Raw genomic sequence first — 15,853 nt, forward strand, 5'->3', positions numbered from 1 at the left:
GTGGCCGTGCCATACTCCAAGCCACCTCCGCCGGGATAGTCGACGCCTCACCATGCACAAAGGATTGAAACGCGCCGTCAGCGCCTTGCTGATCGTCATCGCTCTGTACAGCCTGCTCGGCTTCCTGATCATCCCCGGGGTCGCCCTGCGCGTGGTCAACCAGCAACTGGCCCAGTATGCGAAGGTTCCCGCCCGGCTCGAGCGCATCCAGCTCAACCCCTTCAGTCTCGAACTGACCCTCTGGGGCCTGCACATCGGCGAGGCGGACAAGGAACAGATCGGCTTCCAGCGCCTGCACGCCAACCTGCAGCTGGACAGCCTGTGGACCGGCGCCCTGCACCTGGCCGAGGTGGAGCTGGAGAAGTCCACCACCGAGGTGCTGTTCGCCAAGGACGGCACGCTCAACCTGGCCCAGCTGTTCCAGCTGCCGCCCAGCGAACCCAAGGCCGAAGAACCGGCCGGCGATCCCTTCCCCGTGCGCATCGATAGCGTCCGCCTGGTGGAAGGCGGCCTGCACTTCCAGGACCTGCGTCCGAGCGATGCCATCGAGTTCGTCTACGACTCGTTGAACCTCGAACTGAAGAACCTCAGCACCATCCGCGACGACAACACCGACATGGTGCTGGTCGCCACCGGCCCCCACGGCGGCCGCATCGACTGGCAGGGCAGCCTGAGCCTGGTGCCCTTCGTCTCCAAGGGCGAGCTCAAGGTCACCGAAGGCAACATGAAGGCCTTCTGGCCCTATGTGCGTGACGCCGTGCCCCTGGTATTGGAGAAAGGCACCATCAGCCTCGCCACCCAGTACCACCTGAGCCTGGCCAAAGGCACCGAACTGAAACTGGAACAGACCTCGATCAAGGTAGCGCCCTTCGCCATCAAGGCCCCGGACGGGCGCCCGCTGGTCAACCTGGAGAACCTGGAGGTCAGCGAAAGCTCGCTGGACCTGGCCAAGCAGCAGGTGGTGGTCGGCAAGATCCGCAGCCAGAACCTGGAAACCTGGGCAGCCCGCGAAGCCGATGGCCAGCTGGACTGGCAGAAGCTGTTCGCCAGCGAAGCCAAGGCCCCGGCCAAGGACGCCAAGGCCGAGCCGGCGAAGCAAGAAGCGAAAGCTCCCGAACAGGCCTCGGCGGTCCAACAGGCAGACGCCAAGGCGAAGCAGCACGAACCCGGCAAACCCTGGCAGGTGCTGCTGCGCGATACCCAGCTGCGCGGCTACAAGGTGCACCTGGCCGATCGCGTGCCGAAGAGCCCCGTGCAGATCGACGTCGGCCCGCTCAACCTCGACCTCAAGGACTTCGACAGCCTCGGCGAATCGCCCTTCCAGCTCGCCGTCGACACCGGTCTCGGCAAGCAGGGCAAGCTCAAGGCCGAAGGCCAGGTGCAGCTGAAGCCGACCACCGCCAAGCTGCAGGTGGAAACCCGCGACATCGACCTGCGCGTGGCCCAGGCCTACATGGAGCCCTTCGTGCGCCTGGAGCTGCGCAGCGGCATGCTCGACAGCAACCTCGACGTCACCCTCACCGGCACCGAACCGCTGGCCCTGACCATCACCGGCCGTGCCCTGGTCAACCAGCTGCACACCCTGGATACGCTCAAGGAGCGCGACTTCGTCAAATGGCAGCAGTTGCTGGTGGAAGGCCTGGCCTACCGCCACGGCGATAGCCTGTCCATCGACAAGGTCGGCATCACCCAGCCCTATGCGCGCTTCATCATCAACGAAGACCTGACCACCAACGCCAGCGACCTGGTGATCAAGCAGCCCGTCGATCCGAACGCCAAGCCCGAGCCCGCCGGCAAGCCGCTGGACATCCATGTCGGCGCGGTAAGCATCAGCAACGGCTCGGCCAACTTCGCCGACTTCAGCCTCACCCCCAACTTCGCCACCGCCATCCAGCAGCTCAATGGCGAGATCGGCACCCTCGACACGCGCACCCGCACACCGGCCACGGTCAATATCAACGGCAAGGTCGACCGCTACGCACCGGTCACCATCAAGGGCAGCCTGACCCCCTTCGACCCTCTGGAGTCCCTGGACATCGCCACCAGCTTCAAGCGCGTCGAGCTGACCACCCTCACGCCCTACTCCGGCAAGTTCGCCGGTTACCGCATCCGCAAGGGTCGCCTCAACCTCGACCTGCACTACCAGATCGAGAAGGGCCAGTTGAAGGCTCAGAACCGCCTGGTGCTGGAGCAACTGCAACTGGGCGAGCAGGTCGAGAGCCCCGATGCAGTGGACCTGCCCATCAAGCTGGCGGTCGCACTGCTCAAGGACACCGAAGGCAAGATCGACATCGAGCTGCCGGTGGCCGGCAACCTCAAGGACCCGCAGTTCAGTGTCGCCCCCATCGTCTGGCAGACCCTGCGCAACCTGGTGCTGCGTGCGGCCCAGGCGCCCTTCAAGTTCGTCGCCGGGCTGGTGTCCGGCGGTGGCGACCAGGACCTCAGCAACGTGCCCTTCGCCGCCGGCAGCAGCGAGCTGTCCGCCGATGCGCAACGCGCCTTGGATACTCTCTCGGCCGCGCTCAAGGAGCGCCCGACACTGCGCCTGGAAGTGGAAGGCATGAGCGCCAAGTCCAGCGACGGCCCGCTGCTGGCTGCCCAGCGCCTGGAGCGCGAGTACCAGAGCACCTACTACAAGATCGCCCAGCGCCGCGGCGACAAGGTCCCCGCCGAGCCGGCCCAACTGGAAGTGCCGGACGACGAGAAGCCGCCGATGCTCGAAGGCATCTACCGCACCCGCCTCAAGCAGCAGCCGCCTGCCGAATGGAAGGACCTCAGCGACGAGGAACGCACGGCGAAGATGCGCGACGCGGTGATCGGCTCCTGGGCGCAGAGCGAGCTGCTGTTGCGCCAGCTGGCCCAGGCGCGCGCCGCCAACATCAAGGATTACCTGGTGGACCGCGGCGGCCTGCAGGACGAGCGCGTCTACATGCTCGATGTCAGCCTTGGCGAAGCGGACGCGGACGGCAAGGTCGACACGCCCCTGCAACTGGGCAGCGAATAGCTGCCCAGTCCCCTGGAATTCCCCCTCTTTCCACCTGTCCAAACGGCTGTGTTGCACAAGTTTTCGTGCGGCACCCGGCCCTGCTGACAGCCGCGCCTCAGCGGCGTAGGCTGAAATCCCAAACTGAATGACGGAAGCATTCGTGAAGATCCTCCCCCTGCTCGCCCTGCCCCTGTTCCTGGCCGCCGCATCTGCCCAGGCCTCCTCCACGCTGCGCTGCGAAGGCGGTGGCCTGATCAGCCAGGACGACAGCACCTCACAGGTACAGCGCAAGTGCGGTGAGCCCGCCAGCCGTGCCAGCCTGGGCTACCGCGAGAAGGTCGATCGCTACGGCAACACCAGCGAAGTGCTGGTGGAAGAGTGGGTCTACGGGCCGCGCAACGGCATGTACCAGTACCTGCGCTTCGAAGGGAACAAGCTGATCAAGATCGAGAGCAAGCGTGGCGACTGACAGCCATTAATCGGCAGTGCTAGGCTCTGCCACCCATTTTTCCCGGACAGGACGCCCACCCATGAAAAGACTGCTGCTTTCCCTGCTCGCGCTGCCGGCCCTGCTGCTGGCCCATGAAGCCTCCGCTGCCACCTTCCGCTGCGGCAGTGCGCTGGTCAGCGAGGGCGACCGCGCCGTCGAAGTGCAGCGCAAATGCGGCGACCCGGTCAGCCGCAACCTCATCGGCTACTCCGAAACCCGCAGTGGCCGCCAGGAGATGCAGGTGGAGGAATGGGTCTACGGGCCGGTCAACGGCATGTACTACTACTTGGACTTCACCGGTGGCCGCCTGACGTCGGTTGAAAGCAAACGCAACTGACCTACCCTGAATCCGATCCGCGACAAGGACGTCCCGCTTGATCATCCTCCCCGCCGAACACCCGCTGGACTGGAAACGTCCGCCCGTCGTCACCCTGTTGCTGGTGATCCTCAACACGCTGATCTACCTCGCCTACCAGGGCGGTGACGAAGCGCGTACGGACGCCGCCGTGCATCTCTACCTCGATGGCGGCCTGCTCAATCGTGAGCGGGCGCTGTTCATCGACAGCCTGGCCCAGCGCCACGAACTGGACGCCGACGAGCGCCGCGGCATCGACGCCGCGCGCCGCCAGGACCTGGCTGGCTACGTGCTGCGTGACCTCGAATTCGAAGACCAGCTGCACCGCTCCCCCGCCTACCAGGCCGACCCGGCCTGGCAGAAGGCGCGCGCCCCGGCCGAGGCCGCCCGCGACCAGATCAGCAGCTACCGCTTCGGCTTCGTGCCCAAGCGCTTTACCGTCGAAGGCCTGTTCGGGGCGATGTTCCTCCACGGCAGCTTCGATCACCTGCTGGGCAACATGATCTTCCTGTTCATCTGCGGCTTCGCCCTGGAGCGCGCGCTCGGGCGCGGCGCCTACCTGGCGCTGTACATCGCCAGCGGCCTGGCCTCGCACCTGCTCTGGTGGGCGCTGGACCCGGGCTGGGTACCCGGCATCGGCGCATCGGGCGCAGTGGCGGGCCTGATGGGCATGTACATCGGCGTCTACGGGCTGCGGCGGATCAACTTCTTCTACTGGCTCGGCCCGCTGATCGGCTACTTCAAGGCGCCGGCGCTGTGGATCCTGCCGATCTGGATGGGCAAGGAGCTCTACGGCCTGTTTCTGGCCAACGACCACGTCAACTACTACGCGCACCTCGGCGGCCTGGGCTTCGGCTTCATCGGCACCTGGCTGCCTCGTCGTCTGGGCGGGTTGAAGGTGGATGAGCAATACCTGGCCAAGGAAGACCCGGACGCGCCTTTCAAGCGCGAACTGGCAGCACTGGACCAGCTCATCGGCCGCTTCGCCCTGGACCAGGTCCCTGCCCGTGGGCAGGACCTGCTCACCCGCTACCCGGGACGGCTGGAACTGCTCGAACGCCTGTACCCGGTGGCCAGGACCCGCAACGACGCGCCGCTGATGAGCGCGGTGCTCAAGCAGCTTTTCGCCCTGCCCGACCCAACGCTCGCCCGCACCCTGCTGTGCCGCCTGGCCGATGACGCCGGCGATGCGCAGTACCGCCTCCTGCAGCACCCGGCCATCCAGCTGCACCTGCTGCAGGGCCTGCTGAAGATCGGCGAAGGCCCGAGGGCTCTGGCACCATGGCGCGTGCTCGGCCGTGCGGCCACGCCGCCGGCTCAGTTGCCCGGCCTGACCCTGATGCTCGCCAAGCAACTGGGCCAACGTCAGGACCTGCGCGGTGTCGCCGAACTGGGCGCCTACCTGCGCAAGGCGTTTCCCGACGCCGAGCAAACCCACCAGTTGGGGCTGTACCAGCAGCACCTGGCGCGCTGATCCGCCCGGGTTTCTGCCGGTGAACCTGTACGGCGGCGCCCATGCAGAACACCCACAACGAAAAACCCCGGGTGGCGGCCCGGGGTTTTTCGTGAATCCTGTGGATCAGAGCTTGCTGCTGAAATCGCGCAGCTCGTCCTGGGCCTTTTCCTTGGTCCAGCCATAGCGCTCCTGCAACTTGCCGACCAGGTATTCGCTGTGACCCTCGGCCACGTCGATATCGTCGTCGGTCAGATTGCCCCAGCGCTCCTTGAGTCGGCCGCTGAGCTGTTTCCATTTGCCTTTGATGATGTCGGAATTCATGGCGTTCTCCTTAGGTGGTACGCCGGGCCGCCCGGGTACGGGCGGCCGGCTGCGAGGGTTACTCGGCGGATTTCAGGCCGTCGGCCGATACCGCGGTAACACCCTTGATGGATTTGGCGGTGGTCACTGCCAGGTCACGCTCGGCATCACTGGCGACGACACCGGAGAGCGAGACGACGCCCTTGTTGGTTTCGACCTTGATGTCCAGGGCGCTGAGATTCTTGTCGGCCAGGAAGCTGGATTTCACTTTGCTGGTGATCCAGGTATCGGAAACGGCCTCTTCAGCCTTGTTCACGGTTTCGCTGGCAGCCAGCATGGTCGGTTGCGCCGCGAAGGCGGTGCCGGCCAGGGGCAGGCTCAGGGCGGTGGCAGCTACAGCGGCAAGGGTCCACTTGTTGAAAGACTGTTTCATGAGTTGTTCTCCTGTGCTCTTAGATAATCTGCAGCGTTGTCCTATCTGCAGTCACTGTAGATATCGCAAGGCCTGTGCCAAGCTTTGAAGGAAAATTAAACTCAATAAAATCAGTTACTTACAATTAAATCGTACCGCTTGCCTGCTTGCAGATTGCAATTTCCAGCCAAGCGGCACGTGCACTTTGCACGATCGAGCCCGTCAGGGCGTCGCCAGCCGTTCGAGGGTCGCTTCCAAAGCCCCCACATCCTTGAGCAGGGGGGAAGCTGGGTAGCGCGCGCGGATATAGCCCAGCAACTTGCGCGCAGGCTCGACCTGCCCCAGGCCCTCGGCGAAGCCGCGCGCGGCCAGCAGGTAGGCGCGCGGGATGAAGGGATAGTCGGGGAAGCGTTGGTGCAGGTTGCGTAGCAGGCTGAGGCCCTCGCGCACCTTGTGCCGGTCGATCAGCGCCGCGGCAATGCGTTCGCAGACCTGGGCATCGCTCGGCAGGTAGTCCGCCTGCAACTGCCGGGCGTTGAGCAGCGCCGTGGCCCCCAGCGGCGCATTCAGGCGCGCGGCCAGGGGCAGGTAGTGTTCGAGATGGCGCAGGCAGCGCGAGCGCTCATTGAGGCCGAACAGCAACTGGTGGAAACGCTCATTGAGCTTGAGGTCGTCAGGGTCACGCTGCAGGGCCTGGGTCAGGGTTTCCAGGGCCGTGCCGCTCTGGCCTTCCTTGATACGCACCTCGGCCTCGGCCAGGGCACGACGACGGCGCCACTCGGCAGCGGGAAGGCCTTCCTGGGCGCCCTCCTCGGCGATGGCGAAGCCCAGGGCACCCTGATATTGGAAGACGGCGTAGCCCATCATGGCGCACATCACCACGCCGAAATAACCGAACAGGAAGGCGGCGATGGGCAGCAGCACCACGCGCGGCAGGCCGTGGGAGAGCAGGTAGGTGACGTAGTCCGGCGACTGCCAGAGGGCGAAAAGGAAGATGCAGAGGATGAGGTAACGCCAGCCCATGGCCTTGATCACCTCCCCCAGTTGCTCGGGGCTAAGCGCCGCCCCCAGCTCCTTGTTCAGGGCCAGGCGGATGATGCTCGCCGGCATCAGCAGCATCAGGCCGATGTTCACCGCCCAGAACAGTGCCTCGCTTTGGAAGTCGGCGACGAGCCAGAGCACGCCGAAGGCGACGAGGAACACCACCAACTGCTTGATGAACAGCGAGAAGCCCTCGCCAACGAAGGCCGTGGCCAGGCCGGGAGCCTCGCGCCCGCCTTCGCTGGCGGCCTCGATGACGCTGTGGAAGTACTTGGTGGCGACGCTGAACAGGACGATCCAGAGGATCAGCGAACGCGGCATGAACAGGCTGGCCAGGGCCAATAGCCCGGCGAAGGCCAGGGGGCCGGTCTGCAGGCCAAAGAGGAAGAACCGGGGGATGCGCTCCCAGAAGGGCTGCGCGGTATTGGCCGCGCCAAGGAAATGCAGCGGCGCCCGGCACAACGGGCAGGTGGGCGACTCGTTGGGCTCGTCGGCGTTGAGCGGAATGCAGCAGTCGCCGAAATGACGCTCGCAAGGCGGGCAATGCCAGGTGGCGGGTTGGCTCTGGTGGTACTTGCAGTAGGTCTTATCCATGACCCGGTTTCCTTGGGCTGATTCTGGCGGCGCGCCATTTTCCGGGAAAAAAAAGAGGGCCCGCAAGGGGCCCTCTCTCATTTGCCTTAGCCGGGGATCAAACGCCCGAGGCCTCAGCTGCGTCCACGTCTTTCATGGACAGTTTGATGCGGCCGCGGTTGTCCACGTCCAGCACCAGTACCTTCACTTCCTGGCCTTCCTGCAGGACGTCGGTGACCTTGTCGATGCGCTTGTCGCTGATCTGCGAGATGTGCACCAGGCCGTCTTTGCCCGGGAGGATATTGACGAAGGCGCCGAAGTCGACGATGCGCTCGACCTTGCCCACGTAGACCTTGCCGATCTCGGCTTCTGCGGTGATGCCCAGTACGCGCTGACGTGCAGCCTCGGCAGCTTCCTTGGTTTCGCCGAAGATCTTCACGCTGCCATCGTCTTCGATGTCGATGGAGGCCTTGGTCTCTTCGCAGATGGAGCGGATAGTGGCGCCGCCCTTGCCGATGACGTCACGGATCTTATCGGTGTCGATCTTCATCGCGATCATGGTCGGAGCGTTGGCCGACAGCTCGGTACGGGACTGACCGATGATCTGGTTCATCTGACCGAGGATGTTCAGGCGTGCTTCCAGTGCCTGCTCCAGGGCAATCTCCATGATCTCTTCGGTGATGCCGTTGATCTTGATGTCCATCTGCAGCGCGGTTACGCCTTTGGCGGTACCGGCTACCTTGAAGTCCATGTCGCCCAGGTGGTCTTCGTCACCGAGGATGTCGGTCAGAACGGCGAACTTGTCACCTTCCTTGACCAGGCCCATGGCGATACCAGCGACCGGTGCCTTCATCGGCACGCCAGCGTCCATCAGGGCCAGGGAGGCGCCGCAGACGGAAGCCATGGAGCTGGAGCCGTTGGACTCGGTGATTTCCGACACTACACGGATGGTGTAGGGGAACTCATCGCTCTTCGGCAGCATGGCGGAAACGCCACGACGGGCCAGGCGACCGTGACCGATCTCGCGACGGCCGGCGCTGCCCATACGGCCGCACTCGCCCACCGAGAAGGGCGGGAAGTTGTAGTGCAGCATGAAGCCGTCTTTGCGCTCGCCTTCCAGGGTGTCCAGCAGCTGGGCATCACGGGCGGTACCGAGGGTGGCAACGACCAGAGCCTGGGTTTCGCCACGGGTGAACAGGGCGGAACCGTGGGTCTTGTCGAGCACGCCGACTTCGATCTTCAGCGGACGTACGGTGCGGGTGTCGCGGCCGTCGATACGCGGTTTGCCGTTGACGATGTTCTCGCGCACGGTGCGGTATTCCAGGAGGCCGAAGGCGTCCTTGACTTCACCGGCCGGGAATTGACCGGCTTCTTCGCCAGCGAAGCGGGCGACGACCTGGTCACGCAGCTCGCCGAGGCGGTTGTAGCGGTCTTGCTTGATGGTGATGGTGTAGGCCTGGGAGATGGCCTCGCCGAACTCGGCCTTGATGGCGCCGAGCAGAGCGGTGTTCTCGACCGGAGCGGTCCAGTTCCAGGTCGGCTTGCCGGCTTCGGCAGCGAATTCCTTGACGGCGTTGATCACGGCCTGGAATTCCTGGTGGGCGAACAGCACGCCACCGAGCATCTGGTCTTCGGTCAGTTCCTGGGCTTCGGATTCAACCATCAGCACGGCGTCCTGGGTACCGGCAACGACCATGTCCAGGCTGGAAGCCTTGAGCTGCTCGTAGTTCGGGTTCAGCAGGTAGCCGGTGCTCTCGTGGTAGGCCACGCGAGCAGCGCCGATCGGGCCGGCGAAGGGAATGCCGGAGATAGCCAGGGCAGCGGAAGTACCGATCATCGCGGCGACGTCCGGATCGGTCTTCTTGTTGGTGGAGACCACGGTGCAGATGACCTGCACTTCGTTGAGGAAACCTTCCGGGAACAGCGGGCGGATCGGACGGTCGATCAGGCGCGAGGTCAGGGTCTCTTTCTCGGAAGGACGGCCTTCACGCTTGAAGAAACCACCGGGGATGCGGCCGGCTGCGTAGGTTTTTTCCTGGTAGTGGACGGACAGCGGGAAGAAGCCCTTGCCCGGGTCGGCTTGCTTGGCGCCGACCACGGTCACCAGTACGGTGACGTCTTGGTCCATGGTGACCAGAACGGCACCGGAAGCTTGACGGGCGATACGGCCAGTCTCGAGGGTTACGGTCGACTGACCGAACTGGAATTTCTTGATTACCGGGTTCACGGTGTCTTTACCTTCTGTAGTTGCCTTTGGGGGAAATCTGCGGAAGGCACGGGAATCGGCCCGTCGTCTTCCTCAAAAAGCCTGAAGCTGGAAGCCCGAGGCTGGAGCAAGAACGATGCCTTGCTGCCAACCCCCGACTTCCAGCTTCCAGCTTGAGTGCGTCTTAGCGACGCAGACCCAGACGACCGATCAGGGTGCTGTAACGAGTGGTGTCCTTACCCTTCAGGTAGTCCAGCAGCTTGCGGCGCTGGTTGACCATGCGGATCAGACCACGACGGGAGTGGTGGTCTTTGCCGTTGGCCTTGAAGTGATCCTGCAGCTTGTTGATGTTGGCGGTCAGCAGTGCAACTTGCACTTCCGGAGAACCGGTGTCGCCTTCAGCTTGCTTGTACTCGTTAACGATCTGGGCTTTCTCAGTAACGCTCAGTGCCATGATGGGCTTCCTCTGAGGTAATAGGCCGGGAACCTGTCCCGTGTTTTAAAAGGAGGAGTGACCGTGCCTATTAACAGCCACCCTCGAATCGGTCATTCCGACCGAATCAGTCGACGCGGCGCTACGCGCCCGTCATCGCTCACTTCACCGATACCGATGAAGCGACCGTTGTGATCCTGCACCCGCAGCATGCCGAACTTCGGCGCTTCGGGAGCCCTTACCGGTTGGCCATGCAACCAGTAGTAAGCACTGTGTTCGCTCAACTGGATCAGGGGCCAATGTTCCAGGCCGCTGTCTTCCGGCAACAGGAACTGGTCCAGCGCCTCGTTGCCACCTTCGGCATGGGCCTTTTCCAGCGCTTCCAGGGTGATCGCCTGGGCCAGGACGAAGGGGCCTGCCTGAATGCGGCGCAGTTCCGCCACGTGAGCCCCGCAACCCAGCACCTGCCCGAGGTCTTCGACCAGCGTGCGAATGTAGGTGCCTTTGCTGCAGGCCACGGCGAGCCTCGCCTGGGCGGACTCGAAGGCCAGCAATTCCAGGCGCGCAATAGTAACAGAACGCGCTTCGCGCTCCACTACCTCGCCCGCACGCGCCAGCTTGTACAGCGGCTGCCCGTCTTTCTTCAGGGCCGAGTACATGGGCGGTATCTGCTTGATTTCGCCACGGAAGTCGTCGAGACGCGCTTCGATATCGGCACGACCGACGGTCACCTCACGACGCTCGAGAATCTCGCCCTCGGCATCGCCCGTGGTGGTGGTGACGCCCAGCTGCGCCAGGGTCTCGTAGCCCTTGTCGGCATCCAGCAGGTACTGGGAGAACTTGGTCGCCTCGCCGAAGCACAGCGGCAGCACGCCGGTGGCCAGGGGATCGAGGCTGCCGGTGTGGCCGGCCTTCTCGGCGTTGAGCAACCAGCGCACCTTCTGCAGGGCCTGGTTGGAGCTCATGCCGCGAGGCTTGTCGAGGATCAGAATGCCGCTGACGTTGCGGCGGATGCGTTTCACCTGGGCCACGGTTATTCCTCGCCGTCGTCCTGGTGCTTGCGATCCTCGGCCACCGCGCGCTCGATCAGCGCCGACAGCTCGACACCACGACGGATGCTGGCGTCGTAGTTGAAGTGCAACTGCGGCACGGTGCGCAGCTTCATCGCGCGACCCAGCTGCATGCGCAGGAACCCGGCGGCATCGTTGAGGATGGCGGTGTTCTGCTTGATGACTTCTGGGTTGTCGTCCTGCCCCATCACGGTGATGAACACCTTGGCGTGGGACAGGTCACGGGCCACGTCGCAGCCGGTGATGGTGACCAGGCCAAGACGCGGGTCTTTGATTTCACGTTGGATCAGCGAGGCCAGCTCACGCTGCATCTGATCCCCGATACGTTGGGTACGGCTGTATTCTTTTGCCATTTCCTGCTACCTGCACTCTCCCCCGGGGCCAGAAACCACAGGGTTCAAAAGCGGCAAACGCCCGGCCGAGCGGAAGCTGGACCGGGCGTTGCGTATTGCAGCTCGCGCTTAGAGGCTGCGAGCCACTTGGACCTTCTCGAACACTTCGATCTTGTCGCCGACCTTGACGTCGTTGTAGCTCTTCACGCCGATACCGCATTCCATGCCGGCACGCACCTCGGACACGTCGTCCTTGAAGCGGCGCAGGGATTCCAGTTCGCCTTCGAAGATCACCACGTCGTCACGCAGTACGCGGATCGGACGGTTACGGTGGACCATGCCCTCGGTAACCATGCAGCCTGCGACCGCGCCGAACTTCGGCGAGCGGAACACGTCGCGCACTTCGGCGATACCCAGGATGTTCTCCCGGACGTCGCTGCCGAGCATGCCGGACAGTGCTTTCTTAACGTCTTCGATGATGTCGTAGATGATGTTGTAGTAGCGCAGGTCCAGACCTTCCTGCTCGACGATCTTCCGGGCGCCCGCATCGGCACGCACGTTGAAGCCGAACAGTACGGCGTTGGAGGCCAGCGCCAGGTTGGCGTCGCTCTCGGTGATACCACCGACGCCGCCACCGACCACACGCACCTGGACTTCGTCGTTGCCGAGATCCGCCAGCGCGCCCTGCAGGGCCTCCAGCGAACCACGAACGTCGGACTTGAGGACGATGTTGAGCGTCTTCTTCTCGTCCTGGCCCATGTTCTCGAAGATGTTTTCCAGCTTGCCGGCATGCGCGCGGGCCAGCTTGACCTCGCGGAACTTGCCTTGACGGAACAGGGCCACTTCACGGGCCTTCTTCTCGTCGCCGATCACGGTCAGCTCGTCACCCGCATCCGGGGTGCCGTCCAGGCCGAGGATCTCGACCGGGATCGAGGGGCCGGCTTCCTTGATGGGCTTGCCGTTCTCGTCGAGCATGGCACGGACGCGACCGAAGTTGACGCCGCAGAGAACCATGTCGCCTTGGCGCAGGGTACCGTCCTGAACCAGAACGGTAGCCACCGGGCCACGGCCCTTGTCCAGGCGGGACTCGACCACTACACCACGGCCAGGGGCCGACGGGGTGGCTTTGAGTTCCAGGACTTCAGCCTGCAGCAGTACGGCTTCCAGCAGTTCGTCGACACCGGTACCGACTTTCGCCGAGACGGGTACGAACTGGGTGTCGCCGCCCCACTCTTCCGGGATCACGTCGCGACCGGCGAGGTCGTTCTTGATGCGGTCGAGGTCAGCTTCGGGCTTGTCGATCTTGTTCACCGCGACCACGATCGGCACGCCAGCCGCTTTCGCGTGCTGTACGGCTTCTTCGGTCTGCGGCATCACGCCGTCGTCCGCTGCCACCACGAGGATGACGATGTCGGTCGCCTTGGCACCACGGGCACGCATTGCGGTGAACGCAGCGTGGCCGGGGGTGTCGAGGAAGGTGACCATGCCGCGGTCGGTTTCGACGTGGTAGGCGCCGATGTGCTGGGTGATGCCGCCGGCTTCGCCAGCAGCCACCTTGGCACGACGGATGTAGTCGAGCAGCGAGGTTTTACCGTGGTCGACGTGGCCCATGACGGTCACGACCGGCGCACGGTGAATGGCCTCACCTTCGAACTTCAGGGATTCGGCCAGTTGTTCTTCCAGCGCGTTCTCGCTGACGAGCTTGACCTTGTGGCCGAACTCTTCCGCGATCAGCTGGCCAGTTTCCTGGTCCAGTACCTGGTTGATGGTCACCGGGGTGCCCATCTTGAACATGAACTTGACGATCTCTGCGCCCTTGACGGCCATCTGAGCAGCCAGTTCGGCCACGGTGATGGTCTCGCCGATATTCACATCACGCACAATCGGTCCTGTCGGGCTCTGGAACCCGTGCTGGTTGCGCTTCTTGAGCTTGGATTTGCCACGACCACCACGACGGTAGCCATCGCTTTCCTCGTCGGTGCTGCGAGGTGCCACGCGCGGGGCGGGAACCTTTTCCTTCTCTTTGACCGAAGGACGGTGCTGCGTGTGCTTGCGATCGCGGCGCTCGTCTTCGTCGCGGGCCTTTTCAGGGCGACGCGGCTCTTCCTTCTTGCGATCATCGGCGCCAGCAGGAGCGGCGGCGGCGTTCGCAGCGGCAGCCGGTGCGGCAGCTTCGCCGACAGCAGCGGCAGCAGGCGCGCCGGCTTCACCACCGCGAGCGGCTTCGAGAGCACGGGCGTCGGCTTGGCGACGGGCCTCTTCCTCGGAGCGGCGCTTGGCCTCTTCCTCGGTCTTCAGGCGTGCAGCTTCTTCGGCAGCGCGCTGCTCTTCGAGCTCGCGCTTCTTCTCGGCCTCGATCTCGTCGGGGCTGCGCTTCACGTAAGTCTTCTTCTTACGTACTTCAACACTGATGGTCTTGCTACCGGCAACTCTCAGCGTAGTGGTGGTCTTGCGCTGCAAGGTGATCTTGCGGGGCTCTTCCAGCCGCTCGCCGTGACTGCCCTTGAGATGCGCCAGCAGCGCTTGTTTCTCATTGTCAGTCACAACTTGTTCGGCGCTGGTGTGCGGCAACCCTGCCTCACGCATCTGCAACAGCAGGCGTTCCACCGGTGTGTCGACCACTTGGGCCAGTTCTTTCACCGTGACTTGCGTCATGCACTTCTCTCCTCAGGCCGCGACTGCTTACTCGAACCAATGGGCTCGGGCGGCCATGATCAGCTTGCCGGCACGCTCTTCGTCCATGCCGTCGATGTCGAGCAGGTCGTCGATAGACTGCTCGGCCAGGTCTTCGCGGTTGACTACGCCACGTACTGCCAGCTCAACAGCCAGCTCTTTGTCCATGCCTTCGAGAGCAAGCAGGTCGTCCGCCGGCTGAGCGTCAGCCAGTTTTTCTTCAGTGGCGATAGCCTTGGTCAACAGGCGATCCTTGGCGCGGGCACGCAGCTCGTTGACGATGTCTTCGTCGAAGCCGTCGATGCTCAGCATCTCTTCCATCGGTACGTAGGCGATCTCTTCGAGGCTGGTGAAACCTTCCTCGACCAGTACCTGGGCCAGCTCTTCATCGACTTCCAGCTCGTCGACGAAGGCCTGCATGATGTCGCCGGTCTCAGCCTGCTGCTTGGCCTGGATGTCGGCCTCGGTCATCACGTTCAGGGTCCAGCCGGTCAGCTGGCTCGCCAGGCGCACGTTCTGACCGCCACGGCCGATGGCCTGGGCAAGGTTGTCTTCGCCTACGGCGATGTCCATGGCATGGGCATCTTCGTCGACGATGATCGCGGCCACTTCGGCCGGAGCCATGGCGTTGATCACGAACTGAGCGGGGTTGTCATCCCACAGGACGATGTCGACACGCTCGCCACCCAGCTCGCCGGAGACGGCCTGGACGCGCGAACCGCGCATGCCGATGCAGGCGCCTTGCGGGTCGATACGTTTGTCCTTGGAGCGAACGGCGATCTTGGCGCGGGAACCCGGGTCACGGGACGCGGCCATCACTTCGATCAGCTCTTCGGCGATTTCCGGCACTTCGATGCGGAACAGCTCGATCAGCATCTGCGGCGCAGTGCGCGACAGGATCAGCTGAGGGCCACGGTTCTCGGTGCGGATTTCTTTCAGCAGCGCACGAACACGAGCGCCTACGCGGAAGGTCTCACGGGAGATGATGTCTTCGCGGGCCAGCAACGCCTCAGCGTTGTTACCCAGGTCGACGATCACGTTGTCGCGGGTGACCTTCTTCACGGTGCCGGAAATGATGTCGCCCAGCTTCTCGCGATAGGCTTCGACCACTTGGGCACGCTCGGCTTCGCGAACCTTCTGCACGATCACCTGCTTGGCGGTCTGTGCAGCGATACGGCCGAACTCGATGGATTCGATCTTTTCTTCGACGAAATCACCGACCTTGGCACCAGGTTGTTTTTCCTGGGCTTCTTCAACGGTCAGTTCGGCCGCCGGGTTTACCTGATCGTCTTCTTCGACGACCGCCCAGCGGCGGTAGGTGTCATAGCTACCGGTGTGGCGATTGATCTCCACACGCAGCTCGACTTCTTCTTCGAAGCGTTTCTTGGTAGCAGTGGCCAGTGCCAGCTCCAGTGCTTCGAAGATCACGCCAGCCGGTACGCCTTTTTCGTTGGATACCGACTCAACAACCAGCAGTACTTCTTTGCTCATCGTACGCCTCGCCTTTCGCAATCCATTGGATCCGC

Annotated in this window: 13 protein-coding genes; 4 read left to right on the forward strand and 9 right to left on the reverse strand. The window is 63.7% G+C overall.

Annotated features, from left to right (window positions below; translation table 11 throughout):
* Positions 1 to 52 precede the first annotated feature (52 nt).
* The 4 genes from PI990_RS27505 (at position 53) to PI990_RS27520 (ending at position 5,305) form a co-directional block, all read left to right on the forward strand.
* Entirely contained in the window at positions 53 to 3,004 is a 2,952-nt protein-coding gene (locus PI990_RS27505; RefSeq protein ID WP_271659075.1) for a DUF748 domain-containing protein, read from the forward strand.
* A gap of 127 nt (positions 3,005 to 3,131) precedes the next feature.
* Positions 3,132 to 3,455 (forward strand): DUF2845 domain-containing protein, encoded by a 324-nt coding sequence (locus PI990_RS27510; protein WP_031287191.1) that lies wholly within the window; start codon positions 3,132 to 3,134, stop codon positions 3,453 to 3,455.
* A 61-nt stretch (positions 3,456 to 3,516) separates the two neighbouring features.
* The gene (locus tag PI990_RS27515) at positions 3,517 to 3,813 is read left to right on the forward strand and encodes a DUF2845 domain-containing protein (RefSeq protein ID WP_043245243.1); all 297 of its coding nucleotides are present in this window, start codon (positions 3,517 to 3,519) and stop codon (positions 3,811 to 3,813) included.
* Between the two features lie 37 nt (positions 3,814 to 3,850).
* On the forward strand, positions 3,851 to 5,305 hold the full coding sequence (locus tag PI990_RS27520; protein ID WP_271659076.1) for a rhomboid family intramembrane serine protease: 1,455 nt from the start codon (positions 3,851 to 3,853) through the stop codon (positions 5,303 to 5,305).
* Positions 5,306 to 5,410: 105 nt separating this feature from the next.
* Here PI990_RS27520 and PI990_RS27525 read toward each other — a convergent pair whose 3' ends face one another.
* The 9 genes from PI990_RS27525 to nusA form a co-directional block, all read right to left on the reverse strand.
* Entirely contained in the window at positions 5,411 to 5,608 is a 198-nt protein-coding gene (locus tag PI990_RS27525) for a CsbD family protein (protein WP_021217892.1), read from the reverse strand.
* A 58-nt stretch (positions 5,609 to 5,666) separates the two neighbouring features.
* Entirely contained in the window at positions 5,667 to 6,020 is a 354-nt protein-coding gene (locus PI990_RS27530) for a BON domain-containing protein (protein WP_021217893.1), read from the reverse strand.
* A gap of 201 nt (positions 6,021 to 6,221) precedes the next feature.
* Entirely contained in the window at positions 6,222 to 7,634 is a 1,413-nt protein-coding gene (locus PI990_RS27535; protein ID WP_271659077.1) for a hypothetical protein, read from the reverse strand.
* A gap of 97 nt (positions 7,635 to 7,731) precedes the next feature.
* A complete protein-coding gene (gene pnp / locus PI990_RS27540; protein ID WP_021217895.1) occupies positions 7,732 to 9,840 on the reverse strand; it encodes a polyribonucleotide nucleotidyltransferase in 2,109 nt (702 codons plus the stop codon).
* A 163-nt stretch (positions 9,841 to 10,003) separates the two neighbouring features.
* Positions 10,004 to 10,273, reverse strand: coding sequence for a 30S ribosomal protein S15 (gene rpsO, locus PI990_RS27545; RefSeq protein ID WP_021217896.1), 270 nt, complete (start codon positions 10,271 to 10,273; stop codon positions 10,004 to 10,006).
* Between the two features lie 92 nt (positions 10,274 to 10,365).
* Positions 10,366 to 11,283: a tRNA pseudouridine(55) synthase TruB gene (gene truB / locus PI990_RS27550; protein ID WP_271659078.1), complete on the reverse strand. Its 918-nt coding sequence runs from the start codon at positions 11,281 to 11,283 to the stop codon at positions 10,366 to 10,368.
* Positions 11,284 to 11,285: 2 nt separating this feature from the next.
* Positions 11,286 to 11,675: a 30S ribosome-binding factor RbfA gene (gene rbfA / locus PI990_RS27555; protein ID WP_031287192.1), complete on the reverse strand. Its 390-nt coding sequence runs from the start codon at positions 11,673 to 11,675 to the stop codon at positions 11,286 to 11,288.
* A gap of 108 nt (positions 11,676 to 11,783) precedes the next feature.
* Positions 11,784 to 14,309 (reverse strand): translation initiation factor IF-2, encoded by a 2,526-nt coding sequence (gene infB / locus PI990_RS27560; protein ID WP_043245240.1) that lies wholly within the window; start codon positions 14,307 to 14,309, stop codon positions 11,784 to 11,786.
* A gap of 27 nt (positions 14,310 to 14,336) precedes the next feature.
* Positions 14,337 to 15,818 carry a transcription termination factor NusA gene (nusA, locus tag PI990_RS27565; RefSeq protein WP_021217900.1) on the reverse strand — a complete coding sequence of 494 codons (1,482 nt, stop codon included), beginning with the start codon at positions 15,816 to 15,818 and terminating at the stop codon, positions 14,337 to 14,339.
* Positions 15,819 to 15,853 lie beyond the last annotated feature (35 nt).

The sequence above is a fragment of the Pseudomonas sp. TUM22785 genome (genome assembly GCF_028198105.1).
GTDB classification, from domain to species: Bacteria; Pseudomonadota; Gammaproteobacteria; order Pseudomonadales; family Pseudomonadaceae; genus Metapseudomonas; species Metapseudomonas solani.

Excerpts from the sequence above, each read along its gene's own strand:
- PI990_RS27505 (WP_271659075.1), top strand. The coding sequence starts at position 53 with ATGCACAAAGGATTGAAACGCGCCGTCAGCGCCTTGCTGATCGTCATC.
- PI990_RS27510 (WP_031287191.1), top strand. The coding sequence starts at position 3,132 with ATGACGGAAGCATTCGTGAAGATCCTCCCCCTGCTCGCCCTGCCCCTG.
- PI990_RS27515 (WP_043245243.1), top strand. The coding sequence starts at position 3,517 with ATGAAAAGACTGCTGCTTTCCCTGCTCGCGCTGCCGGCCCTGCTGCTG.
- PI990_RS27525 (WP_021217892.1), bottom strand. The coding sequence starts at position 5,608 with ATGAATTCCGACATCATCAAAGGCAAATGGAAACAGCTCAGCGGCCGA.
- PI990_RS27530 (WP_021217893.1), bottom strand. The coding sequence starts at position 6,020 with ATGAAACAGTCTTTCAACAAGTGGACCCTTGCCGCTGTAGCTGCCACC.
- PI990_RS27535 (WP_271659077.1), bottom strand. The coding sequence starts at position 7,634 with ATGGATAAGACCTACTGCAAGTACCACCAGAGCCAACCCGCCACCTGG.
- rpsO (WP_021217896.1), bottom strand. The coding sequence starts at position 10,273 with ATGGCACTGAGCGTTACTGAGAAAGCCCAGATCGTTAACGAGTACAAG.
- rbfA (WP_031287192.1), bottom strand. The coding sequence starts at position 11,675 with ATGGCAAAAGAATACAGCCGTACCCAACGTATCGGGGATCAGATGCAG.
- infB (WP_043245240.1), bottom strand. The coding sequence starts at position 14,309 with ATGACGCAAGTCACGGTGAAAGAACTGGCCCAAGTGGTCGACACACCG.
- nusA (WP_021217900.1), bottom strand. The coding sequence starts at position 15,818 with ATGAGCAAAGAAGTACTGCTGGTTGTTGAGTCGGTATCCAACGAAAAA.